Source organism: Aurantimonas sp. A2-1-M11 (assembly GCF_036549475.1).
Taxonomy (GTDB): Bacteria; Pseudomonadota; Alphaproteobacteria; order Rhizobiales; family Rhizobiaceae; genus Aurantimonas.
Window position 1 is genome coordinate 118,115 of record NZ_JAZHLI010000001.1, and the last position, 23,669, is coordinate 141,783.

The window sequence follows — 23,669 nt, forward strand, 5'->3', positions numbered from 1 at the left end:
TCAACAGCCGGACGGAGGCCCCATGACCGCCATCGCGATCACAGATTTGTCCAAGCGCTTCGGCCTCACCCAGGCTCTCGACAAGGTCAGTCTGTCCATCGCGGAAGGCGAGATGGTTGCCCTGATCGGCGCATCCGGTTCCGGCAAGTCGACGCTGATCCGCCACATCGCCGGCCTCGAGCGCGCGGACCGGGGAACCGGATCGAGCATCGCGCTGTTCGGCGCGTCCATCCAGACCGATGGCCGGCTCGGTGCGGGCGCCCGCGCCATGCGCCGGGAGATCGGCGTCATCTTCCAGCAGTTCAATCTGGTCTCCCGTCTGCCGGTGATCACCAACGTCCTGCTTGGCAATCTCGGCCGCATTCCGCGCTGGCGCGGCACGCTCGGACTGTTCTCACGCGCCGAGAAGTTCGCGGCCCGCGCCGCGCTGACCCGCGTCGGCATTCCCGAGGTCGCCTGGCAGCGCGCCTCCACCCTTTCGGGCGGCCAGCAGCAGCGCGCCGCCATCGCCCGCAGCCTCGTGCAGAAGTCGCGGGTGATCCTGGCCGACGAGCCGATCGCATCCCTCGATCCCGCCTCGGCCCGCCGCGTGATGGACGTCATCGCCGACATCAACCGGACCGAGGGGATCACGGCGGTCGTATCGCTGCACCAGGTCGAATATGCGCGCCGCTATTGCGCCCGCACCATCGCCATGCGTGGCGGGCAGATCGTCTATGACGGCCCGTCCGAGGCGCTGACCAACGCATTCCTGACCGATCTCTACGGAGCGGATTCGGAAGAACTCGTCCTCCCGGACGCCCTGCCGGTCGACGACCGGCGGACGCAGTCCGTGAAGAAGCCATCGGTGAAGGCGCCGACGCTCGTGCCGGCCTGACGCCGCAACAACCGCCAACCGCAACAGGGAACAAGCCCATGAACATGGTCCTTCGGACTCTTGCCGCCGCCACGATGGCCGCCGGCATCTCGCATGCCGCCCTCGCCCAGGACGCGGCGCCGAGCGAAATCAATTTCGGCATCATCTCCACCGAGAGCCAGCAGAACCTGCGCCCCAAGTGGGAGCCCTTCCTGGCCGACATGGAGGAAAAGACCGGCCTCACCGTGAAGCCGTTCTTTGCCTCCGACTATGCCGGCGTCATCGAGGGCATGCGCTTCGACAAGGTGCAGCTGGCCTGGTACGGCAACAAGTCGGCCATGGAAGCCGTCGACAGGGCCAATGGCGAGATCTTCGCCCAGACCGTCGCCCTCGACGGCAGCCCCGGCTACTGGTCGCTGGTCCTCGCGCCCGCCGATTCCGCGCTCACCAGCGTCGAAGACCTGCTGACCTGCGACCAGTCGCTGGATTTCGGTCTCGGTGACCCGAACTCGACTTCCGGCTATCTCGTGCCGATGACCTTCGTCTTCGCCGCCAACGGCGTCGACCCGAAGGAATGCTTCAAGAACGTTACCAACGCCAACCACGAGACCAACGCCATGGCCGTCGCCAACGGCCAGGTCGACGCCGCTGCGAACAACACCGAGAGCCTCGCGCTGATCGAGCAGAACAATCCGGAAGCCTTCTCCAAGATCAAGGTGATCTGGAAGTCGCCGCTGATCCCGGCCGATCCGATGGTCTGGAACAGCAACCTGCCGCAGGAGACCAAGGACAGGATCAAGACCTTCTTCCTGACCTACGGCACCGACCAGTCGGATGGCGACATCGCTGCCGAGAAGGAAGTCCTGGCCGGCCTCGAATGGGCGCCGTTCCGCGAAAGCACCAACGATCAGTTGCTGCCGATCCGGGTGATGGAACTGTCGAAGTCGATCGCCCAGATCGAGGCCGATGAAAGCAAGAGCGCCGACGAGAAGACGGCCGAGATCGAGAAGCTCGAAGCCGAGAAGGCCGGTTACGAGGCGAAGATCAAGGCCGCCGAGCAGAGCTGACGCTTCCCGCGGCGACGGGCCTGGCCCGCCGTTCGCTCCACCATCCGTCCTTCCGGCCGGCGCCCTGCCATGGGGCCGGCCGGTTCTGCCGATCACAGGATACCCCATGACCGACGACGCGGTTTCCCTTTCCCGCCCGGCCGCGCCCGATCTCAATGCCGGCCGCGACTGGTCCCGCAGTGTCTGGAACGCGGTGATCTGGGGCGGCCTCGCCCTCGCCCTTATCTGGAGCTGGGCGCCCGCCGAGATGGGCCGCTGGACCTACCTCTTCACAGACGCCGACAACATGGCGCAATATGCCAGCGGCTTCGCCAATCCCGACTTCACCGACTGGCGCTATTACGCCACGGAAATGGTGGTGACGGTGCAGATCGCGCTGTGGGGCACCGTGCTGTCGGTGCTGCTGGCGATCCCCTTCGGCATCCTGTCGGCCCACAACATGGTGCCCTGGTACATCCTCCAGCCCGCCCGCCGGCTGATGGATTTCTTCCGCGCCATCCACGAGATCGTCTGGGCGGTGCTGTTCGTCGTCGCCGTCGGCCTCGGCCCGTTCGCCGGCGTGATGGCGCTGTTCATCCACACCACCGGCATCCTCGCCAAGCTGTTCTCCGAAGCCGTCGAGGCGATCGACCCGCGGCCGGTGGAAGGCATCCGGGCCACCGGCGCCTCGAAGCTGCAGGAGGTGGTGTTCGGCGTCATTCCGCAGGTGCTGCCGCTGTGGATCTCCTATGCGCTGTACCGGTTCGAATCCAACGTCCGGGCCGCGACGGTCCTGGGTGTGATCGGCGCCGGCGGCATCGGGCAGGTCCTGTTCGAATCCGTCCGCGGCTTCTATTATCCGCAATCGGCGGCCATCCTGATAATCATCGTGCTGTCGGTTGTCCTGACCGATCTCCTGTCCCAGCGGCTGCGGCGCTTCGTCACCTGACGGCGGAGGCCGCCCGCCTGCCGCAACGGGGAGCGGCCGCCGCTTGGCCGCCCCCTCGCCTCTCGCTCCCAGAAATCACCCGACATGCCTGACGAAACGATCCTGACCAACGCCCGCATCGTCACTGCCGACGCGGTGATCGAGGGGCATCTGGTGCTTCGCGGCGGCTTGATCGCCGAGATCGGCGAGGGCCCGTCTGCCACCGGCGACGACATGGCCGGCGACACGCTTATCCCCGGCCTGGTCGAGCTGCATACCGACCATATCGAAGGCCATTTCATGCCGCGGCCGCAGGTGCTGTGGAACAAGCTGGCGGCGATCCAGGCGCATGACACCCAGATCGCGGGCTCGGGCATCACCACGGTCTTCGACGCGCTGCGCGTCGGCACGGACGAGAACGCCACGCTCACCGCCGACGACATGGCCGAGATGGGCGAGATGATCGGCCGGGCGGTGACGGAGGACCGGGTGCGGGCCGACCACTACATCCATCTGCGCTGCGAGGTCTCCGCCGGGGACGTCCTGGCGGGCTTTGAGAAGCTGGCGGTCAATCCCCGCCTCAGGCTCGTCTCGCTGATGGACCATGCGCCGGGGCAGCGGCAGTTCGCCGACTTCGGGGCATACCAGACCTACTACCAGAAGAAGCTCGGCTTCTCGGACGCTGCGTTCGAGAGGTTCAGCACGAAACGGATGGCGGAATCGGCCGAATTCGCCGACAGCCACCGGCGCGATATCGCCAAAGCTTGCCGCGAGCGCGGCATCGCGCTGGCCTCCCATGACGACGCCACCATCGCCCATGTCGACGAAGCGCTGGCGCTTGGTACCAGGGTCGCCGAGTTCCCGACGACCGTGGAAGCGGCTTCCGCCTCGCGCGCAGCCGGCCTGCACGTGCTGATGGGCGCGCCCAACATCGTGCGCGGCGGCTCGCATTCGGGCAACGTCTCGGCCATCGAGCTGCTGCGCCTTGGCGTCCTCGACATCCTGTCCTCGGACTATGTGCCGTTCTCGATGCTGCAGGCCGTGTTCCATCTCGTCGATGCCGGCGCGGCGAGCCTGCCGGAAGCGATCCGGCTGGTGACGCTGAACCCGGCGGACGCCGTGGGCCTCACCGACCGCGGCGCCATCGCCGTCGGCCGGCGCGCCGATCTTGTGCGGGTGCGCACCCATGCCGGCGAGCCGCCCGTGGTCCGCTCGGTCTGGCGCGAAGGCAGCCGTGTCGCCTGACCTGGGTCCCGCAATATAGGGGCCGGTTGCGCTTCGCCGGTGATGCGGGCGGGCGGGTGGCTCAATCCGCATTCGCTGCCGCCCAGGATGTTCTCCGCCGCACCACCCGCAACATCTCGGATCGCAGCTCGAAGCGATGGTGGACATAGCGGAGACGTCTCGGCTGTGCCGGCGTCGGCGCCGTGTCGGTTCAGACCATCACCTGCGCATCGCCGTCGATGCTGATCGCCTGGCCGGAGATGCTGGAGCCCTCCTGCGATGCCAGGAACACCGCCATGGCCGCCAGATGCTGCGGCGGGATCAGGCGATGCAGCGACGTGGCCGAGAGCGCGGCTTCCTGGACCGCCTCGACGCTCTGTCCGAGCGCAGCGGCCTTGTTGGCGAAGACCGACTGGATGCGCGGCCCGTCGACCGATCCTGGCAGGATGGCGTTCACCCGGATTCCGAAGCCGCCCAGTTCGATGGCCAGCGACTTGGTGAAGCCGACGACGGCCCATTTCGCGGCCGCATAGGGTGTGCGCATGGAAAATCCGAGCCGCCCCGCGAGCGACGACAGATTGACGATGCTGGCATTCGGGCTCTGCTTGAGATGCGGTACGGCGAGCCGGGTGCAATTGTACTGGCCGGTGATGTTGACTGCCAGCGTGCGGTCCCACTCCGCCGGGTCGATCTCCTCGACGCGCCCCGTCGGCCCGGCGATGCCGGCATTGTTGACCAGCACGTCGAGGCCGCCCAGCGCGTCGATGGTTTCGGAAAACAGGCGCTCGACGTCGCCGCGGTCGGAGACGTCGGCGAGGCTGAAGCTCACGCCGTCGAAGTCGGCGGTCGCCCCGTCATCCTCGCGGATATCGCAATAGTGCACTCTGGCGCCGGCGGCGTGGAAGGCTCGCACCATTTCCAGTCCGATGCCCGAACCGCCCGCCGTCACCAGCACCCGCAAGCCGTCAATTCCCGCAGCCATCGTGGCCATCATCCTTCTCGTGCGGCCGACGGCACGTCGCCAGTCGCCAAAATGAAATTGGCCGCGGCCCTGATGTCGTCGGCCAGCGCCTGGCGCGCGGCGGCTCCGTCGCCGGCCTTCAGGGCGGCGATCAGCCTGGCATGGTGCTTGTGCGCCTCCACTTCCTTCAGGCGCCGTCCGCTGGCCCGCAGATCGAGATTGATGACAGGCCCGACCTGCAGCCAGAGGCCGTCGATGATCTGGAGGAGGTTCGGCATGTGCGCCGCCCGGTAGACGGCGAAATGCATGTCCTTGTTCAGCTTCAGCGCCGCGGCGCCGTCCGGGTCGGCCTCGGCGCTCACGGCGGCGAACTGCGTGTGGAAGCCGCATGCCGCTGCGATCTCGTGGGGCGCCGCGCGCTCGGCGGCGTATTGGGCCGCCAGCCCTTCGATCTCCGCCCGGATGATCGTCAGTTCGGCAAACCGCTCGCGCGTCATGATCGGCACGCGAATGGCCCGGTTGGGCAGGATTTCGAGCGCGCCTTCGGCCGACAGCCGGCCGACCGCCTCACGTACCGGCATCGGACTGGTCCCCACGGCTTCGGCGAGGCCTCGCAGCGTGAACTTCTCCCCCGGCGCAACCTGACCGGCCAGCAGCAATTCGCGAATGTCGCGATAGACGACCTCGCTCAGGGTGACACGGGAAACCCGCGCCACCTTCTCCGCCAACCCTGTCTCCAAACCGCGCATACCGGAACCTTCATCAGCCGCTTCGTTGCATCGGATATGGCAACGACGGAGTATTTGAACAGCTTTGACATATGTGATCACAGATGACAATAATCGCGGCGTGAGGCGACGTGCAGGCAGCTCGGGAGGAGCTCACCGGCACAGCAACAGCCGCGCTCACGGCGAATCCACCGGAGGAAACGGCATGGCTCATTCGATCATTCGGCCCGATCGCAGGCAGCTCATCAAAGGCATCGGCACGACGGCGCTGCTTGCAGGTCTCGGCGCCCCCTACGTCGCTCGTGCCCAGAGCGAGACCGTGAAGATCGGTCATCTGACCCCGCTTACCGGCTTTCTCGGACCGCTCGGCGAATATGCCCAGCTCGGCGTCCAGCTGGCGGTGGAACAGCTCAATGCCGACGGCGGCATCAACGGTCGGCAGGTCGAGCTCCTCATGGAGGACAGCGTCAACCCGGCGACCGCCTCGACCAAGGCCGAGCGCTACATCAAGCGGGACAACGTCGCCTGCATCATCGGCGAGATAAGCTCGGCCTCGGGCCTGGCGATCGCCCAGGTGGTCGAGCGCAACAGCAAGCTGTTCTTCAATACCGGGTGCAATTCCGACGCCCTGCGCGGCAGCGACTGCAGCCGCTTCATGTATCATGTGGAGGCGTGCAATTCGCAGTATGTGAAGGGCGTCGGATCGGCGTTCCTGCGCGACGGCCTCGTCGACGGCAAGAAGATCTACTTCCTGACGGCCGACTACGCCTACGGCCAGGACCTGTCGCGGGTCGGCAAGAAATACATCGAGGCCAATGGCGGCAACGTCGCCTGGGAAGACCTGGTCCCGACCGATTCCACCGACTTCAGCGCCTACATCCTGAAGATCCGCCAGGCGGAGCCGGACCTGATCATCTCCAATCTCGCCGGCAACCAGATCACCAATTTCGTCAAGCAGTACACCGAATACGGACTCGACTTCCCGTATGGCGGCTTCGGCTTCGACACGGCCGTCGCCTGGGGCGCCGGCAAGGGCAATTTCGGCGGCGAATGGCCGGTGGTCTGGCACCACAACCTGACCGCGCCGGGCGCGAAGGTATTCGTTGCGGCCTTCACCGAGAAATACGGCAAGCCACCCGAGAACCAGGCTTGGGGTGACTATTTGGCGACGAAGCTCGTGGCGCAGGCCATGACGGCCACCAAGGCAACCGATGCAGAAGCGCTGATCGAATATTTCGACGACGAGCCGAAGCTCGACATCCTCAAGGCGCGGCAGGGCTATTTCCGCAAGCGGGACCACCAGCTGATCCAGGAGATGTACACCATGACGGCCAAGCCGCTGGACGAGCTGGAAGACGAATGGGACCTGATGCTGCTCGGCAATGCCGTGCCCGGCGAAGGCGATGATCTGGAGGCGATCGCGCCGACCGAGGAAGAGAACGCCTGCACCCTCAGCGCAGCCTGAGGTCGGCCCGGATATCCCCGCGCCGCATCGCCTGATGCCGCGCGGGGCACCGTCCGCAAAGCTGTTCGCTTCCCGTTTCCGATCGTCCTGAAGGGGTCGCCCCCGTGCCGCTCGAGTTCATCTTCATCATCGAGCAGGTCGTCAACGGCCTGTTCGTCGGGGTCAATTATCTGCTGATCGCCCTTGGCCTGTCGCTGATCTTCTCGCTCGGCGGGATCGTCAATCTGGCCCATGGCGGCTTCTACGCGATCGGCGCCTATCTGGTCGTCCTGCTGTTCGACATGATCGGCTACCCGGCCTTCGCAGCGGCGCCACTCCTGGTGGCCGTCATCGGGGTCGGCGTCGAGCGGGTGTTCCTGCGACCGTTCTACAAAGCCGATCCGGCGCTCAGCCTGCTGCTGACCTTCGGCCTTGCCATGGTGATCGAGCAGTCACTGCGGATGATCTTCGGCGCAACGCCGAGACCCTTCTCGATCCCGGAATTCTTCCGCGGCCAGATCCTCATCGGCGACTTCATCTATTCGCGCTATCGCTTCGCCATCCTCCTGGTGGCGACGCTCGCCGTCGCCGGACTCTGGTGGCTCCTGCAGCGCACCCCCTTCGGCCGGATCGTGCGGGCCGGCATCCAGGCACCGGACATGGTCGGCGCGCTGGGCATCTCGCTCAAGCCCTATCTCACGATCGTCGCCGCCCTCGGTCTCGGCCTTGCGGGCCTGGCCGGCGCGATGATGGCACCGATCACCGGCGTCCATCCCGCCATGGGCGCGGAGGTCCTGATCCCGGCCTTCGTCGTGGTCGTCATCGGTGGGCTGGGCTCGTTCTGGGGCGTGATCTTCGCCGCCCTTCTCGTCGGCGTCGTGCGCGGGCTGACCGTCTATTTCTATCCGCCGGCTGCCGAAGCCTCGATGTATCTCCTCATGCTCCTCGTCCTGCTCTTCCGGCCACGCGGCCTGTTCGGCGAGCGGATCGCACGGTTCGAGTAGGCGGGTCTCATGCTGTCCAGATATCTCAACATCGCCATCGCTGCCGTCGCGCTCGTCGTGCTGCCGTTCTTCATGCAGGCGATCGGCCTGACGATCGACTCGGCCATCGACGTGATCGTCCTCGCGACGGCGGCGCTCGCCCTCAATCTGCTGTTCGGCTACACGGGCCTGATCTCCTTCGGCAACGGCCTGTGGTTCGGGCTCGGCATCTATGCCGCGGCCCTGGCGCATCTGCACTGGTTTCCCGGGCAGATGCTGCTGCCTGTGATTTTCGCGATCCTGGTCGTGGCGGCGCTGTCGCTGGTGCTGGGCTTTCTCATCCTGCGCCGCACCGGCGTCTATTTCTCCCTGCTGACTCTCGCCTTGACCGCACTGTTCTACGCCATCGCCTTCCGCTGGACGGAGGTCACCGGCGGCGAGAACGGCCTCGGCGGCATTGCGCGACCGTCGCCGTTCGGCATCGCGACGACGACCAGCGCCAGCTACTACGTGCTGGCCGCGATCGTGGTCTTCGTCCTGATCTTCGCCATCCAGCGCTTCGTGCGCTCGCCGATCGGCACGGTCCTCGTCGCGATCCGCGAAAACGAGGAGCGGGCGCGGTTCCTCGGCTATGCGACGCCCACATACAAGCTGATCTGCTTCGTGGTCTCGGCGACGGTCACCGGGCTCGCCGGAACCCTCTTCGTCTTCCATCACCGCTTCGCCTCTGCCGATCCCCTGTCACCGGCTTTTTCCGGCGAACTCCTCGCAATGGTGCTGATCGGCGGCTCGCGCAGCTTCCTCGGCCCGGCGCTGGGCGCTCTCTTCTACGTCCTGTTCCGCGAATTCCTGTCGCAATGGACCGGCGACTGGCTGTTCTATTTCGGTCTCCTGTTCGTCGGCTTCATCATGTTTTCGCCGACCGGCCTCGTCGGCGTCGCGGGGCGGTTGCTCTCCCCGTTCCTGCCGAAGCGCACGACGGCCGGCGCCATGGCCAACCGGTCCATCGCCGAAGCCGAACCCCTGCCCGACTTCCTGCGCCCGGCCGACGACAGCCGCGACACGCTGCTCGACGTGCACTCGCTCGCCAAGAACTACGGCTCTGTCCAGGCGGTGAAGGACGCCAGCTTCTCGGTGCGCAGGCGCACGCTGCACGCACTCATCGGTCCGAACGGCGCCGGCAAGACCAGCGCCTTCAACCTGATCTCCGGCATGGCGGCGCCGAACCGGGGCACTGTGATGCTGGGAGGCGAGAACATTGCGGGGCTGCCGCCCGAAGCCGTCTGCCAGCGGGGACTGGCGCGCTCGTTCCAGATCACCAATCTGTTTCCCACGCTCAGCGTCGGCGAAAACCTGCGCCTCGGTGTCCAGGCGACCCACAAGAGCCGCTTCAACCCCTGGATCGAGGCCGGCTCGATCGCGCGCATCAATGCCGAAACCGCCGACATCGCCCGCTTCCTGGGGGTGCGCGGCATGGAAAATGCAGAGGCCGGGGCCCTCTCCTATGGCGGCCAGCGGGTCCTGGACATGGGTCTTGCCATCTCCTCCAAGCCCCGGATCCTGCTCCTCGACGAACCGCTGGCGGGTCTGGCAGCAGCCGAGCGCGAACGCATCGGCAATCTGATCCGCAAGATCGCCGACGAAATCCCGGTGCTTCTGGTGGAACACGACATCGACCGGGTCTTCGACATGGCCGACGCGGTGACCGTCATGAACGGCGGCGAAGTGCTGGTCGACGGGACGGTCGAGGAGACGCGCAACGACAAGCGCGTCCAGGACATCTACATCGGGTCCGGCGTCGCGGCGCTGGCTGCCCGCGATCTTGCCTCGGCCGCCCGGCCGGAGGTGCTGCTGTCGATGCAGAACATCGACACCTTCTATGGCAAGAGCCAGATCCTCAGCGACGTCTCGCTGGAGGTCCATCAGGGCGAGATCGTCGCGCTGCTCGGCCGCAACGGCGCCGGCAAGACGACGCTCCTGAAGACGCTGATCGGCATCGCGCCGCCCGCGTCGGGATCGGCCGCGCTCGCCGGCGAACCGATCTCAGGCCTGCCCTCCGCCGAGATCGCACGGCGGGGCGTCGGCTACGTGCCGCAGGGCCGCGGCCTGTTCTCCGGCATGACGGTGCGCCAGAACCTCGAGCTCGGCCGCCTGAAACGTCTCACCGGTGCCGGCCAGCACTGGAGCGAGGAGCGCGTGCTGGAATTCTTCCCGCGCCTGGCGGAGCGACTGGACATCGACGCCGACCGTCTGTCCGGCGGCGAGCAGCAGATGGTGGCGGTCGCCCGGGCGCTCGTGGGCGATACCCGGCTTCTGCTGCTGGACGAGCCCTTCGAGGGCCTGTCCCCGGCCATCACCGAGGAATTGTTCAACGCCTTCGACCGGTTGCGCACCGAGGTGTCGATCCTCATCGTCGACCATCATCTGGATCTGGTGCTGAATCTCGCCGACCGTGTCACGGTCCTCGAACGCGGCAGCGTCGTCCACGAGGGCGCTGCCCGGCCGCTGGCGCGGGATCTGGACCTGCGCCGCGAAGTGCTCTGGCTTTGATCTGAAGAGGAAGATCGCTTGACCAAGATTGCAGTCATCGGGTCCGGACTGATCGGACGTGCCTGGGCGATCACCTTCGCCCGCGGCGGATACGAGGTCGCGCTCTACGACCGCGAGGACGGTGCGCCGGCCGCCGCCAGGCAGTACATCGCCAGCGTGCTGCCCTCGCTGGCCGAATTCGACCTTCTCGGCGGCGACCAGCCCGACGACGTCCTCGGCCGCATCGCGATCGCCGCATCGCTGGCCGAGGCGCTCGACGGTGCCACCCACGTCCAGGAGAACACGCCGGAGAACCTGGAGATCAAGCGCGGGGTGTTTTCCGAACTCGAACGCCTCGCCGGCCCGGACACGATCCTGGCCTCCTCGACCTCGGCGATCCTGCCATCGGCTTTCAGCGAGCATCTGAAGACCCGCGAGCGCTGCCTGGTCGCCCATCCGATCAATCCGCCGTACCTCGTGCCGGCCGTCGAGATCGTCCCGTCACCCTGGACAAGTGCCGAGGCGAGCCAGCGGACCGCGACGCTGATGCGCGACGCCGGGCAGTCGCCCATCGTGATGAAGAACGAGATCGACGGCTTCGTCATGAACCGCATGCAGGGCGCGCTCCTCGACGAGGCATTCCGGCTGGTCAGTGACGGCTACGCCTCGCCCGAGGACGTGGACATCGGCATCCGCGAGGGACTGGCCCTTCGCTGGAGCTTCATGGGGCCGTTCGAGACGATCGATCTCAATGCGCCGCAGGGCGTGCGCGACTACGTCCAGCGCTACAAGGGCATCTACCAGACGATCGGGCCGTCCCAGCAGCGCCGGGTCGACTGGACCGGACCGGTGCTCGACACCATCGAGGCCGACCGCCGCGCCCGATTGCCCGCCGACCAGCTTGGCGACCGCCAGGCATGGCGCGACCGACGCCTGATGGCGCTCGCGGCGCACAAGCGCCAGAGCGACCACGACACGAATTCCTGAAGGAGACCGACATGGCCCCACGCAAAGTCGTCATCACCTGCGCCGTGACGGGCGCGATCCACACGCCGACAATGTCGCCGCATCTGCCGATCACGCCGGACCAGATCGTCGCCGACGCCGTCGCGGCCGCGGAGGCCGGCGCCGCGATCCTGCACCTGCACGCGCGCAATCCCGAGACCGGGCAGCCCGACCAGACGATCGAGGCCTTCGAGCGCTTCCTGCCGCGCATCAAGCAGCAGACCAACGCCGTCATCAACATCACCTCCGGCGGCAGCCCCTACATGAAGGTCGAGGAGCGCGTGCGCCCGGCCGCCCGATTCAAGCCGGAAGTTGCCTCGCTCAATATGGGATCGATGAATTTCGGCCTCTTCCACCTCCTCGACAAGTACAAGGAGTTTAAGCACCCCTGGGAAAAGGAGCATCTGGCCAATACGAAGGACCTCGTGTTCCGCAACACCTTCAAGGACATCGAGTACATTCTCGACACCTGCTACGACAACGGCACGCGCTTCGAGTTCGAGTGCTACGATATCGGCCATCTCTACAATCTGAAGCACTTCCTGGAACGGGGGCTCGTCAAGCCACCTTTGTTCGTCCAGTCGGTCTTCGGCCTGCTCGGCGGCATCGGGCCGCATCCGGAAGACGTCATGCACATGAAGCGCACCGCCGACCGGCTGTTCGGCGACCAGTATCGCTGGTCGGTTCTCGGCGCGGGACGCCATCAGCTGGCGATCGCGGCCCAGGCCGCATCCATGGGCGGCAACATCCGCGTCGGTCTCGAGGATTCCCTGTGGGCCGGAGCCGGAAAGCTCGCGACCTCGAATGCCGACCAGGTGCGCCTCGCACGCTCGATCATCGAAGGGCTCGGCCTCGAAGTCGCAACCCCCGACGAAGCCCGCGGCATCCTGGAGCTGAAGGGCGGCGACAAGGTCGACATCTGACGCGCCGGCTGGCGGCGATACGCGGGCAAGACAGCGGCAAGCCTCAGGACGGCTTCGCCCTGCGGCTTGCCGCTGCCGCGCGCTATGCGCAGGCTACCGGACAATGATCCGGTATGCCGAGACCTCAAGCTGGCAATGAGCCAGGCCCACTTCGTCAGGGCGATGACGGAGGCTATCGGCAACTTTTGTCGCGGCGCTGCGCGTGCCGCGACGCTCCCGGTTGCTTCAGGGGCCTGCGAGCTTTCGCACGCCGACGGAGTGCTCCTTAAACGTCCGCCACACGATCGCAGTACGGTTACTGGGTCGAACTGCTACTGGTGGCTCGATGGAACGCCTCCCGCGCGGCCTGATGGGCCCGATCGAAGGTGGCGCGCGTCTCCGCCAAGGCGGCGTTGAGGGCTGACCAGGACTCGTTTCCCGCCCGGGCGACGTCCTGCAGTTTCTTCTCCGCGGCGGCCGCATCGTCCTTCATGCGGGCGACGGTCGCATCGATTTCCCGCCGGCGCTCGATGGCGAATTCTTTCCCGGCTGCATTCAGCTTGTCTGCGGTGTCACGCCACGCATTCAATTGCGCTGTGACCTGGCTTTGGAACACAGCCTGCTGGTGCTCGATCCCCTTGCCGAATGTCTCGAGGTATTTCTCGGTCTCGGCCTGAAAGTCCTTCCACTCGGCTTCCAACCGTGCCTTGGCCCCGTCCGCGACGGCCCCGCCCAACGCGGCGTTCGCCCGCAATCATAGCTGGGTTAGGGCCTTCCGGCAGCGCAGGTCGTGCAGTGGCCGGCTTCGCCAACCGGACCGGCTTCACCGACGACGCCGGCCTTGGCGCCCCTGAAGCGCGATCAGCCGCGCGGAGAAGGCCGCCAGCCCGTCCTGCACGTTCGCCGCGCGGCGCAGCGGCTGCTTGGCCAGCGCGTTGACCATGGCCAGTGTGTTCTTGACCCGGGCCTTCCTGCAGGGTGCTTCGACTATCTACGCGTCTGAATCAACAGACGCTTCGGGAGACGGTCGACCGAGCGGCGACAGTGCTGACCTTGCCCGGGTCAGGTCCGCTTGCGCTTGGTGAATACCCGCTCGACATGGTGGGCTTCCACGAACTGCGCCAGCCGCTCGGCGATCTCCGGCGGCATCGGCGCGACCTCCACCATCAGGTCGCCGATCTCGGTCAGCGACTCGCCTTCGGCCGGGTCGGCGGTCACCGAGACGAGCCGGATGCCCGGTTCCTCGTCGCTCAGCGCCAGCGTCACCCAGAGGCCGGGGCGCCCCGAGGTCAGGTTGTCGCGATAATTGCCGGTCTCGCCCCGGTGGAACTCGACGGCCCGCGCACCGGCATAAAGGATCACGGCGTCGCCCTCGCCGCCCAGGACATGGCCGGGGTCCGTGCCCACCGCTTCGGGGATGATCGCCGCGACCCGCCAGGCATGGTCGATCCAGGGGCTCTTCGACGGCCGGCGCTCGACGAGGACGCCGACGCGAAAGGTCGGCCGGTCCGTGCTCACGCGACCTCCGCCGGCGAGCGCAGCGGCAGGCCGGCAATCAGGTTCTGCGGCTTCATCCGCACCACGCCATCCGGCGGGAGGGCGAGGAACAGCCAGACCGGACGGGCGCCGATTGCGGGGAGCGCCTCGGCGGAATCGGTGAAGGTCAGGGAGAAGATGCCGATGATCCGCTCCAGGTCTGCCGTGGCCACCTCGTCGCCGCGCCAGACGCTGTTGCCGATCCGGCTGGCTTCGGCGTCGAGGCCGACGAACCAGGCCCAGTCGTCGTCATCGACCCGCGCCACCGGCGTCACCTGCACCCGCACGGCGAGGAGATGGTCTATCCAACGCTCGATCGCCTCGGCGAGGCCGGCGCGGGAGGCAGGGCCCGAAGCGAAGCTCAGTACCAGCTCGAAGGCTTCGTCGCGGTGGAAATAGGAGGCGGCGTTCTCGGCATCGAGCACGTCGAGTTCGGCGACCGCGGGCTCTGCGAACATCGCCAGCAGCGGCGACTTGTGGCGATCCTGCTCCTGCATTTCGACGATTTCGGCATCGGCCAGAAGCAGGGCGCCGTCATGTACGCTGGCCCGCTGCGGCCGGAAGAACAGCTCTGCCGAACGCAGCACGAACGGGTCCTCGCAGCCATCGAGGGCATTGCGCAGGACCACCTGCGCCAGCTGGTTGAGAAAGAGATGCGGCGTGCCGGACATGTCCCCGCGCACCAGCTGCAGATAGGCCGCTTCCAGGGTGGGCGCCGCCCGCAGCCGGTCGCGGAAGGCCAGCATCACCTGCCAGTTCTCGCGGGCATCCGCGTCGTCCAGCGCGGCGATCTCGGCTTGTGTGACGGGTCGCCGCGGATCGGCCAGCAGACTGGCATGCAGCGCCCGCTCCACCGCACAGGCCTCCGGCGGCGGCACCAGTTCCGGCCGGGCGAAATAGGCCTTCAGGAATTCGTCGGTCACGATCAGATGGCCGGATTCGTTGCGGTCGAGAAGCTGGTGCCCCGACGATACCCAGAACTCGCTCATGTCATGTCTCCAGAGCCGGGCGTCATGGCTGCGACCTGCCGAGGGAACGGATGTCCAGATGCTCGGCATAGGCGTCGTCATCGTCGTCGATCTCGACGAAGCCGAAGGCCCGGGAATGATCGATGGCACCCTCGCGCCGATGCAGGGTGCGGAAGCGCTCGCGGATGTCGCCATTCTCGACGCTGCGCTGCACCGCCAGCATGGTGTTCACCGGGTGGTCGCAGAGTGACGCGGCAAACGCCACTTCCTCTTCCGCGGCCGGCCGCGCGGTGGCGACATCCGGCGCGCCGAGATGTTTCACCAGCTGCGCCGCCAGGGTCTCCACCACGAATTCGCGTTCTGCCTCGCTCGCCTCGCTCACCACGACAAGTGTCGACCAGCCGAAGCTCGTAACGCCCAGAAGTCCGCCCCTGAACGCCTGGCGCTCCTTGCCCGCCAACGACGCGACGTCGCGGTTCCAGAAACGGAAGGTGCCACTGACTGCCCATTCGCCGGGTTCGGCCGCCTCTGCGAAGACGAACTCGTCGGACGGATCCATGCGGATCGTGCGTGGCAGTTTCAAAGCCAGGGTTCCCCCGTTGCCGGATCGCGCCAGGATGGCGCCGTCAGGGCCGTGGCAAGCGACCGGCGCTCCCCATCGCGCAGGGTGTCGCCATTGTCCAGCAGCGCGGTGTCCGCCGTATCCGGCGCGTGGGCGAGCCAGCGCGCGCGCACCCCGGCAAAGCCCTGCTCCTGCCATGTGTCCATCTCGCGCAGGAAGTAGCGTGCGAAGCCCTCGACGACAGTGGCCGGATCGAGTTCGTCGAAGCCCTGCTCGTCCAGCCCGCCGAGAAGCCGCCGCAATCCTGGTTCGCCGGCGCGCATGACGACGGTGCGGATGGTGCAGCCGAGCACCAGCCAGTGCGGCACATCGTCCTCCGCCGTATCGCTGGGCCAGGACAATTCGAGGCCGCCGACCAGCGCCCCGTCGACGCGGACCGTGTCGGGCCAGTCGATGGTGACGCCGTGCTGCGCCGGGGCATGGACCGCAAGCGCGAGGACGATGGCGTTGCCGGCGGCATGGATGACCCGGCGGGCCGCCTGCAGCGGCTCCTCGGGCTCCAGTACCAGCGCGAATTCGGCCACGTGGAAGCGCCGCGCCCAGACCAGCGTGCCGGCGCCGGAACGGGCTGCCAGCGATTGCGCGTGGGCCATGGCATTGCCGGCTTCGCGCAGGCTGACGAGACTGTAGGGCGGCGGCAGGTCCAGCCGGGCGATGGATGGCGACGACATGAAAAAACCACGTGATCCTATTGACTTGCGCCAGTTTAAAATCGTTCTACGCGATGGGTGGACGGTGACACAACCGGCTGCTTCGACCGCTTGAGCACGCCCGAAGGATTGCATCCATCGTGACCGATACAGCAGCCCGGGCCGCCCCCCGGGACATCGCCGAGGCGGCGCTCGCCGCCCTGCCTCCGGCGCGACCGCCGCTGCTGTCCCTGGTGAGCGATGGCACCATCCTCGTCTATGGCGACGGACCGGCGGCGGTCGAGGCCGGCGTCCGGCTGGCGGACGCGCTGAACGTGACCGTGCTGCTGGACGATGGTGAACTGACGCCGGTCCCCGCCGACCTGCCCTTCCCGGTGGCACGCGGCCGGATCGCTTCGGCGTCCGGGCATTTCGGCGCCTATCAGGCGGTGGTGGACGGCTATTTGGCCCCGGACGGCATGGCGCTGCCCCGCGACGGCGCCGTGTCGCGTTGCGACGTGCTGCTGGACCTGTGCTCTGCCAGCCCACCGATGTTTCCAGCGCATGAAGCGCGCGACGGCTATCTGAAGGCCGATCCGAGCGACCTGGCAGCACTCGACGCGGCGATCGCCGAGGCGGCGGATCTGGTGGGCGAGTTCGAGAAGCCGCAATACATCGCCTTTCGCAAGGAACTCTGCGTCCATTCGCGATCATCCATCACCGGCTGCACCCGGTGTCTCGACGCCTGCGCCATGCAGGCGATCGCCCCGGCGGGGGACCACGTGACGATCGATCCCTATGTCTGTGCCGGCTGCGGCAATTGCGCGGCGGTCTGCCCAACCGGCGCCGCCGCCTACACGCTGCCCGGCGTCGACATGCAGCTCGACCGGCTGCGCACGCTCCTGACGCGCTATCGCGCCGAGGGTGGCCGCGACGCCGTCATCCTGTTCCATGACGGCTATGTCGGCCAGCCGCTGCTCGACGCGATCGGTCCCGCATTGCCAGCCCATGTCCTGCCCATAGCGGTCAACGAGATCAAGCAGATCGGGCTGGAGAGCCTGGCGGCGGCATTCGCCTATGGCGCGTCGAGCGTCGGGATCCTTGCCCGCGTCGCGCCGAAGAACGGCATTGCCACCCTGTCCGGGACCGTGGAGCTGGCGGGTGCCTTCACCGCGGCACTGGGCTATGGCGAGGATTGCTGCCAGATCCTGCATGCCGACACGCCGCACGAGGTGCTGGCGGGCCTGGCCGCGTTGCCGCTGGGCCGCCCGGCACCCCAGCCGGCCAGCTTCGCACCGGTGGGCAGCAAGCGGGATCTGCTGGAGACGAGCCTGCGCATGTTGCATCAGGTCGCCCCGGCACAGGTGGAGCGCATCGCGCTGCCTTCCGGCGCACCTTTCGGCAGCGTCCATGTCGAGGCCGACGGCTGCACGCTCTGCCATGCCTGCGTGACCGCCTGCCCCACCGGGGCGCTGTCGGCCAGCGAGGAGCGTCCGCTGCTCAGCTTCTCCCACGGCGCCTGCGTCCAGTGCGGCCTGTGTGAGGCGACCTGCCCGGAACGGGTGGTCACGCTCCAGCCCGAACTCGACTTCGCCGCCTGGAACGGGCCGCGCCGGATCCTGAAGGAAGAAGAGCCCTTCTGCTGCATCCGCTGCGCCAAGCCGTTCGGTGCCAGGAGCACCATCGAGCGGATCGTCGCCAAGCTGGAAGGCAAGCACTGGATGTTTGCCGGCGACAATGCCCGTCGCCTCGACGCGATCCGCATGTGCGAGGACTGCCGGGTGGAAGCGGTGCTGAACGAGGGGATCGACCCTTATGCCGGAACGGCCCGTCCGAAGCCGCGCGTGGCCGAAGACTACGACGCCCCGGCGGACCCCGGTACGCGTCGAAACTGACGATTCAGCAACCCTCGACGGGCCGGCTCCCGCAGCTAGTTCAAAACCCGGCAAACCGGGACGATAGATGACAAGGCAAGGGCGGCAGGCTTGAGCAACGAATTCTTCTCGCGTTGGTCGCGCCGCAAGCGCGAACTGGACGAAGCGGCGGACGCCGACCGCAGGGCCGACAGCGAGCGCCAGACCCGCGACATGGGGCAGAAAGCCGATCCGGAGGCGCCGGCATCGGATGTCCCCGGCGCCCCCGCGCCTTCAGGCGACGCCCCGGTTGCGACCGCCGACACGCCCATCACCCCAGAAGAGCTGGCTGCCCTGCCCGATCCCGATGCCCTGACCGCGACCTCCGACGTCACCGCCTTCCTGCGCAAGGGCGTTCCGGCCTCGCTGCGCAACCGGGCGATGCGCCGGCTGTGGTCACTGGACCCGGCGATCCGCGATTATGTGGGCGATGCTCGCGACTATGCGTGGGACTGGAACGTGCCGGGCGGCGTGCCGGTCTCCGGACCGCTCTCGGCCACCACCGACGTCAAGCAGATGGTGCGGGACATCTTCCGTCGGGAGAAGGCGCCGGCCGCAGGTTCGGGTGAGCCGGCCGCCGAGGCCGATCCATTGCCGACCGCTCACGGGTCACACGGCGAACCGGAGAGGCGTGACACCGCAGCGGACGAGGTTGCGACGGCGCGCGCTGCCCATCCGCCTACACAATCGCTTGAACCCGCCGCGCCCGCACACGCCAGCCCTGCGGAACGAACGATCGAAACGGCATCGGACGCGATGGCGGAACCCCCGCAAAGACGGCCGAGACGCCATGGCGGAGCCCTGCCGGATTAGGATAGGCGTCAACAGATTGGAATGGTTCAAAAAAGACTTGAACCGGTGCTGCAACCATCTAGGTTCGCGTTGAAAATCAGCAGGTAATGCGACGCGCATGAAAGCGGCACGATGACGGACAGGCCTGCCGAAACCACCCTTCGCGACGTTGCGCCGAAGCCGCGCGCGCCGGCCGATCCTCTCGATACGCACCGCGCCGAGCATTATGGTCTGCTGGCCGTCCTCACCACCAGGGTACCCACTGCCGAGACACTGGCGCTGGTAGCCGGCCTGACCGGTGACGCAAGTCCCCTCGGCCGCAGCCATGCCGAGCTGGCGCAAGCGGCGCAGCGCGCCGATCCGGTGCGGCTGGAGCGCGAGTATTTCCGCCTGTTCATCGGCGTCGGCCGGGGCGAACTGATGCCGTACGGCTCCTACTATCTAACCGGCTTTCTGCGGGAAAAGCCCTTGGCGCGCCTGCGGCAGGATCTGGCAGAGCTGGGCATCGAACGGGCCGAGGACCTCGTCGAGCTCGAGGACCATGTCGGCGTCCTGTGCGAAATCATGGCCGGCCTGATCGACGGGCGCTTCGAAGCGTCCGAGGCGGACGTGCGGCGGTTCTTCACCCGGCACGTCGAGCCGTGGATGCCCCGCTTCTTTGCGGATCTCGAAACCGCCGGATCGGCCGATTTCTACCGCCGTGTCGGCAGTGTGGGCCGCAATTTCATGAGCATCGAGACAGAATCGCAGGCGCTGGTCGCATGAGACCACCCGGCGACGATTTGCACGGCATGCGAGCCGTCAGGAACAAGGAGACGACCATGGCGACGGACAAGCCTGATCTCAATCGACGTGCTTTCCTTCGCAAGGCGACGGGCGCCGCCGGCGCGATGACAGCGGTTGCCGTGACGGCGCCCGCCTTCGTCGATGACGCCGCGGCCTACGATCCCGGCGACGACGAGACCCGAACCAAATACCAGCCCGACAGCCCGGACGTTCAGGCGTTCTACCGGACCAACGGATACGAAACGCTGCAGGACAATTGAGGGCGACCATGCTCACCAAACGCAAGGCCGGTCAGCCCGGTCAATTCTGCTCTTCCGTATCGACCGCCCGTCCGTCGGGGCTCGATCGCCGCGCCTTCCTGAAGCATTCGGGTCTTGCCGTCGGCGGGCTTGCCGCTTTCGGCACGCTGATGCCCGGTTCGGTGCGCAAGGCCGAAGCCGTCGCTGCCCCCATGCCTGGCGTGCCGATCGTGATCAAGAAGAACATCTGCACCCACTGCTCGGTCGGCTGCACGGTCACCGCCGAGGTGCAGAACGGCGTCTGGACCGGCCAGGAGCCCAGCTGGGCCAGCCCGATCAACCGCGGCACCCATTGCGCCAAGGGCGCCGCGATCCGCGAGGTCGTGCATGGCGACCGGCGGCTGAAATATCCGCTCAAGCTGGTCGACGGCGAATGGCAGCGTCTGTCCTGGGAGCAGGCGATCAACGAGATCGGCGACAAGATGCTGGAGATCCGCGAGAGCTCCGGCGCCGACGCCATGTATCTTCTCGGCTCGGCGAAGTTCACCAACGAGGGTGCCTATCTGTTCCGCAAGTTCGGCGCCATGTGGGGCACCAATTCGGTGGATCACCAGGCCCGCATCTGCCATTCCACGACGGTGGCGGGTGTCGCCAACACCTGGGGCTACGGCGCCCAGACCAATTCCTACAACGACATCCGCAACGCCAAGACCATGATCATCATGGGTGGCAATCCGGCGGAGGCGCATCCGGTCGCCATGCAGCACGTCCTGGCCGGCAAGGAACTTAACCGCGCCAACCTGATCGTCATCGATCCGCGCTTCACCCGCACCGCGGCCCACGGCACGGAATATCTGCGGCTGCGCGCCGGCACCGACATCCCGGTCATCTGGGGCATCCTGTGGCACGTCTTCGAGAATGGCTGGGAGGACAAGGAGTTCATCCGCACCCGCGTCTACGGGATGGATGAGGTCCGCAAGGAGGTCGCCAAATGGACGCCGGACGAGGTCGAGCGGGTCTCCGGCGTCTCCGGTGAACAACTGAAGCGCGTCGCCTACCTGTTCTCGCAGGAGCGTCCGTCGACGCTGATCTGGTGCATGGGCGCGACCCAGCACACGGTCGGCACGGCCAATGTGCGGGCCTACTGCACCTTGTGTCTGGCCACCGGCAATGTCGGCAAGCCGGGCACCGGCGCCAACATCTTCCGCGGCCACACCAACGTGCAGGGCGCGACCGATCTCGGCCTCGATGTGACCTCGCTGCCGCTCTATTACGGGTTGACGGAAGGCGGCTGGAAACACTGGTCGCGCGTCTGGGAAGTCGAATATGAGTGGCTGCAGAGCCGCTTCGACGAGGTGCCCGCCAAGGGCGGCCGCGAGCCCCGTTCGCGCAAGGACAACATGGAGACGCCGGGGATCACCTCGACCCGGTGGTTCGATGCGGTCAACATGCCCGAGGAGGAGATCGACCAGCGTTCGGCCTTGCGCGGCATGTTCATCATGGGCCATGGCGGCAACACCGTCACCCGCATGCCCGAGATGCTGCAGGCGCTGGAGAAGCTGGAACTCCTGGTCGTCGCCGATCCGCACGCCACCACCTTCGGCGCCATCAAGGGCCGGCGCAACGGCACCTACTTGCTGCCGATCGCCACCTCGCTCGAGACCGACGGCTCGCGCACCGCATCGAACCGTTCGCTGCAATGGGGCGAGAAGATCGTCGAACCGGTCTTCGAGTCCCGTGACGATTACGCCGTGATCCACGATTTCGCGGTCAAGCTCGGCTTCGCCGACCGGATGTTCAAGAACATCTCCACGGCGAACGGCAACGTCTCGGCCGAGGACATCCTGCGCGAGATCAATCGCGGTGGCTTTTCCACCGGCTATTGCGGCCAGTCGCCGGAGCGGCTCCAGGCGCATATGCGCCATCAGGACAAATTCGATCTGGTGACGCTGCGGGCGCCCGACGACACCCCGGAGGTGGGCGGCGAATATTACGGCCTGCCGTGGCCGTGCTGGGGTACCCCCGAGATGAAGCATCCGGGTTCGCCGATCCTCTACCGCACCGACGTGTCGGTGTGGGAAGGCGGCGGCACCTTCCGGGCGCGCTTCGGCGTCGAGCGGAACGGCGAGACGTTGCTGGCCGAGGATTCCTACTCCGAGGGCTCCTGGCTGACCGACGGCTATCCGGAGTTCAATTACGGCATCCTGCGCAAGCTCGGCTGGGACGGCGATCTGCGGCCGCAGGAGCTGGCGACGATCCAGAGGGTCGGCGGCGACAAGGTCGATGCGGTCAGCTGGGCGACGGACCTGTCCGGTGGTATCCAGCGCGTCTGCATGGATCACGGCGTCATGCATTACGGCAACGGCAAGGCCCGGGTGCTCGCCTGGAACCTGCCCGATCCGGTGCCGGTGCATCGCGAGCCGATCTATTCGTCACGCCCGGATCTGGTGGCGCAGTACCCCACCCGTCCGGACGAGCGGCAGTTCCGCATCCCGAACATCGGCTTCTCGGTGCAGCAGGCAGCGATCGAGCAGAATGTCGCCGCGCGCTTTCCGATCATCCTCACCTCGGGTCGCCTGGTGGAATACGAGGGCGGCGGCGAGGAGACACGGTCCAACCGCTGGCTGGCGGAGCTGCAGCAGGAGATGTTCGTGGAGATCAATCCGGCCGACGCCACGGCGCGGGGCGTGCAGGACGGACAGTTCGTCTGGGTGTCCGGCGCGGAGAACGATGCGCGGACGCGGGTGAAGGCACTGGTGACCGAGCGCGTCGCGCCGGGCGTGGCCTTCATGCCCTTCCACTTCTCGGGCCACTACCAGGGCGAGGACCTGCGGTCGAGCTATCCGCCAGGCACCGATCCGATCGTTCTGGGCGAGTCCGTCAACACGATCACGACATACGGTTTTGACCCGGTGACCGGCATGCAGGAGACCAAGGTCGTTCTGTGCCAGATCGCAGCGGCATAAGAGGAGCGACAGACAATGGCGCGGCTGAAATTTCTCTGCGATTCCGATCGCTGCATCGAGTGCAACGCGTGCGTGACGGCATGCAAGAACGAGCATGACGTGCCGTGGGGCATCAACCGACGGCGCGTGGTGACGCTCAACGACGGCAAGCCGGGCGAGCGCTCGGTCTCGATGGCCTGCATGCACTGCACCGACGCGCCCTGCGCGGCGGTGTGCCCGGTCGACTGCTTCTTCACCACCGATGACGGCGTCGTCCTGCATTCCAAGGATCTGTGCATCGGTTGCGGCTACTGCTTCTACGCCTGTCCGTTCGGCGCCCCGCAATATCCGCGGGTCGGCAATTTCGGCTCGCGCGGCAAGATGGACAAATGCACCTACTGCGCCGGCGGTCCGGAGGCCGACAATTCGGAAGCGGAGTATGCCAAATACGGCAACAACCGCATCGCCGAGGGCAAGCTGCCGATGTGTGCCGAGATGTGCTCCACCAAGTCGCTGCTCGCGGGCGACGGCGACATCATCGCCACGATCTACAAGGAGCGGGTCGCCAAGCGCGGCTACGGCACCGGTGCGTGGGGCTGGCAGACGGCCTATCGTGAATCGATCGAGGCCTGA

At 66.9% G+C, this 23,669-nt stretch carries 23 protein-coding genes; 15 read left to right on the forward strand and 8 right to left on the reverse strand.

What is annotated here, in order from left to right; translation table 11 throughout:
* Positions 1 to 22 precede the first annotated feature (22 nt).
* From phnC to VQ042_RS00575, 4 genes are all read left to right on the forward strand, one after another.
* Positions 23 to 877, forward strand: coding sequence for a phosphonate ABC transporter ATP-binding protein (gene phnC / locus VQ042_RS00560; protein ID WP_331814428.1), 855 nt, complete (start codon positions 23 to 25; stop codon positions 875 to 877).
* A gap of 38 nt (positions 878 to 915) precedes the next feature.
* The gene (gene phnD / locus VQ042_RS00565; protein ID WP_331814430.1) at positions 916 to 1,923 is read left to right on the forward strand and encodes a phosphonate ABC transporter substrate-binding protein; all 1,008 of its coding nucleotides are present in this window, start codon (positions 916 to 918) and stop codon (positions 1,921 to 1,923) included.
* A gap of 106 nt (positions 1,924 to 2,029) precedes the next feature.
* Positions 2,030 to 2,851: a phosphonate ABC transporter, permease protein PhnE gene (gene phnE, locus VQ042_RS00570; RefSeq protein WP_331814431.1), complete on the forward strand. Its 822-nt coding sequence runs from the start codon at positions 2,030 to 2,032 to the stop codon at positions 2,849 to 2,851.
* Positions 2,852 to 2,935: 84 nt separating this feature from the next.
* On the forward strand, positions 2,936 to 4,075 hold the full coding sequence (locus VQ042_RS00575; RefSeq protein ID WP_331814432.1) for an alpha-D-ribose 1-methylphosphonate 5-triphosphate diphosphatase: 1,140 nt from the start codon (positions 2,936 to 2,938) through the stop codon (positions 4,073 to 4,075).
* A gap of 190 nt (positions 4,076 to 4,265) precedes the next feature.
* On the opposite strand, the gene VQ042_RS00580 is transcribed toward VQ042_RS00575, so the two are convergent.
* Both VQ042_RS00580 and VQ042_RS00585 read right to left on the reverse strand, forming a co-directional pair.
* A complete protein-coding gene (locus VQ042_RS00580) occupies positions 4,266 to 5,036 on the reverse strand; it encodes an SDR family oxidoreductase (RefSeq protein WP_331814433.1) in 771 nt (256 codons plus the stop codon).
* 8 nt (positions 5,037 to 5,044) lie between these two features.
* On the reverse strand, positions 5,045 to 5,743 hold the full coding sequence (locus VQ042_RS00585) for a GntR family transcriptional regulator (protein WP_331814434.1): 699 nt from the start codon (positions 5,741 to 5,743) through the stop codon (positions 5,045 to 5,047).
* Between the two features lie 205 nt (positions 5,744 to 5,948).
* On the opposite strand from VQ042_RS00585, the gene VQ042_RS00590 reads away from it, so the two are divergent.
* From VQ042_RS00590 to VQ042_RS00610, 5 genes are all read left to right on the forward strand, one after another.
* Complete coding sequence (locus VQ042_RS00590) at positions 5,949 to 7,208, forward strand: ABC transporter substrate-binding protein (RefSeq protein WP_331814435.1); 1,260 nt, start codon at positions 5,949 to 5,951, stop codon at positions 7,206 to 7,208.
* A 104-nt stretch (positions 7,209 to 7,312) separates the two neighbouring features.
* Positions 7,313 to 8,191: a branched-chain amino acid ABC transporter permease gene (locus VQ042_RS00595; RefSeq protein WP_331814437.1), complete on the forward strand. Its 879-nt coding sequence runs from the start codon at positions 7,313 to 7,315 to the stop codon at positions 8,189 to 8,191.
* A gap of 9 nt (positions 8,192 to 8,200) precedes the next feature.
* Positions 8,201 to 10,720 carry a branched-chain amino acid ABC transporter ATP-binding protein/permease gene (locus VQ042_RS00600; protein ID WP_331814439.1) on the forward strand — a complete coding sequence of 840 codons (2,520 nt, stop codon included), beginning with the start codon at positions 8,201 to 8,203 and terminating at the stop codon, positions 10,718 to 10,720.
* A gap of 18 nt (positions 10,721 to 10,738) precedes the next feature.
* Positions 10,739 to 11,686, forward strand: coding sequence for a 3-hydroxyacyl-CoA dehydrogenase (locus tag VQ042_RS00605; RefSeq protein WP_331814441.1), 948 nt, complete (start codon positions 10,739 to 10,741; stop codon positions 11,684 to 11,686).
* A gap of 11 nt (positions 11,687 to 11,697) precedes the next feature.
* Positions 11,698 to 12,627 (forward strand): 3-keto-5-aminohexanoate cleavage protein, encoded by a 930-nt coding sequence (locus tag VQ042_RS00610; RefSeq protein ID WP_331814443.1) that lies wholly within the window; start codon positions 11,698 to 11,700, stop codon positions 12,625 to 12,627.
* Positions 12,628 to 12,922: 295 nt separating this feature from the next.
* On the opposite strand, the gene VQ042_RS00615 is transcribed toward VQ042_RS00610, so the two are convergent.
* The 6 genes from VQ042_RS00615 to VQ042_RS00640 form a co-directional block, all read right to left on the reverse strand.
* The gene (locus tag VQ042_RS00615) at positions 12,923 to 13,342 is read right to left on the reverse strand and encodes a hypothetical protein (protein ID WP_331814547.1); all 420 of its coding nucleotides are present in this window, start codon (positions 13,340 to 13,342) and stop codon (positions 12,923 to 12,925) included.
* An 87-nt stretch (positions 13,343 to 13,429) separates the two neighbouring features.
* Positions 13,430 to 13,597, reverse strand: coding sequence for an HWE histidine kinase domain-containing protein (locus tag VQ042_RS00620; RefSeq protein ID WP_331814543.1), 168 nt, complete (start codon positions 13,595 to 13,597; stop codon positions 13,430 to 13,432).
* A 71-nt stretch (positions 13,598 to 13,668) separates the two neighbouring features.
* The gene (locus tag VQ042_RS00625; RefSeq protein ID WP_331814445.1) at positions 13,669 to 14,124 is read right to left on the reverse strand and encodes a DUF3305 domain-containing protein; all 456 of its coding nucleotides are present in this window, start codon (positions 14,122 to 14,124) and stop codon (positions 13,669 to 13,671) included.
* On the reverse strand, positions 14,121 to 15,131 hold the full coding sequence (locus tag VQ042_RS00630; RefSeq protein ID WP_331814447.1) for a DUF6352 family protein: 1,011 nt from the start codon (positions 15,129 to 15,131) through the stop codon (positions 14,121 to 14,123). Before VQ042_RS00630 ends, VQ042_RS00625 begins: the two co-directional genes overlap by 4 nt.
* Before the next feature lie 22 nt (positions 15,132 to 15,153).
* The gene (locus VQ042_RS00635) at positions 15,154 to 15,699 is read right to left on the reverse strand and encodes a DUF6505 family protein (RefSeq protein ID WP_331814544.1); all 546 of its coding nucleotides are present in this window, start codon (positions 15,697 to 15,699) and stop codon (positions 15,154 to 15,156) included.
* Positions 15,690 to 16,403, reverse strand: a complete 714-nt coding sequence (locus VQ042_RS00640; protein WP_331814449.1) for a biotin/lipoate--protein ligase family protein — start codon at positions 16,401 to 16,403, stop codon at positions 15,690 to 15,692. The genes VQ042_RS00635 and VQ042_RS00640 overlap by 10 nt, the downstream gene beginning before the upstream one ends.
* Before the next feature lie 119 nt (positions 16,404 to 16,522).
* Here VQ042_RS00640 and VQ042_RS00645 point away from each other — a divergent pair, with 119 nt between their 5' ends.
* From VQ042_RS00645 to fdh3B, 6 genes are all read left to right on the forward strand, one after another.
* Positions 16,523 to 18,256, forward strand: a complete 1,734-nt coding sequence (locus VQ042_RS00645; protein ID WP_331814451.1) for a 4Fe-4S dicluster domain-containing protein — start codon at positions 16,523 to 16,525, stop codon at positions 18,254 to 18,256.
* 90 nt (positions 18,257 to 18,346) lie between these two features.
* Entirely contained in the window at positions 18,347 to 19,087 is a 741-nt protein-coding gene (locus VQ042_RS00650) for a DUF3306 domain-containing protein (RefSeq protein ID WP_331814453.1), read from the forward strand.
* Positions 19,088 to 19,198: 111 nt separating this feature from the next.
* Positions 19,199 to 19,831 (forward strand): TorD/DmsD family molecular chaperone, encoded by a 633-nt coding sequence (locus VQ042_RS00655; RefSeq protein ID WP_331814454.1) that lies wholly within the window; start codon positions 19,199 to 19,201, stop codon positions 19,829 to 19,831.
* Between the two features lie 56 nt (positions 19,832 to 19,887).
* On the forward strand, positions 19,888 to 20,112 hold the full coding sequence (locus tag VQ042_RS00660; RefSeq protein WP_331814455.1) for a formate dehydrogenase: 225 nt from the start codon (positions 19,888 to 19,890) through the stop codon (positions 20,110 to 20,112).
* Positions 20,113 to 20,120: 8 nt separating this feature from the next.
* A complete protein-coding gene (locus VQ042_RS00665) occupies positions 20,121 to 23,057 on the forward strand; it encodes a formate dehydrogenase subunit alpha (protein ID WP_331814457.1) in 2,937 nt (978 codons plus the stop codon).
* A 15-nt stretch (positions 23,058 to 23,072) separates the two neighbouring features.
* Positions 23,073 to 23,669, forward strand: a complete 597-nt coding sequence (gene fdh3B / locus VQ042_RS00670) for a formate dehydrogenase FDH3 subunit beta (protein ID WP_331814458.1) — start codon at positions 23,073 to 23,075, stop codon at positions 23,667 to 23,669.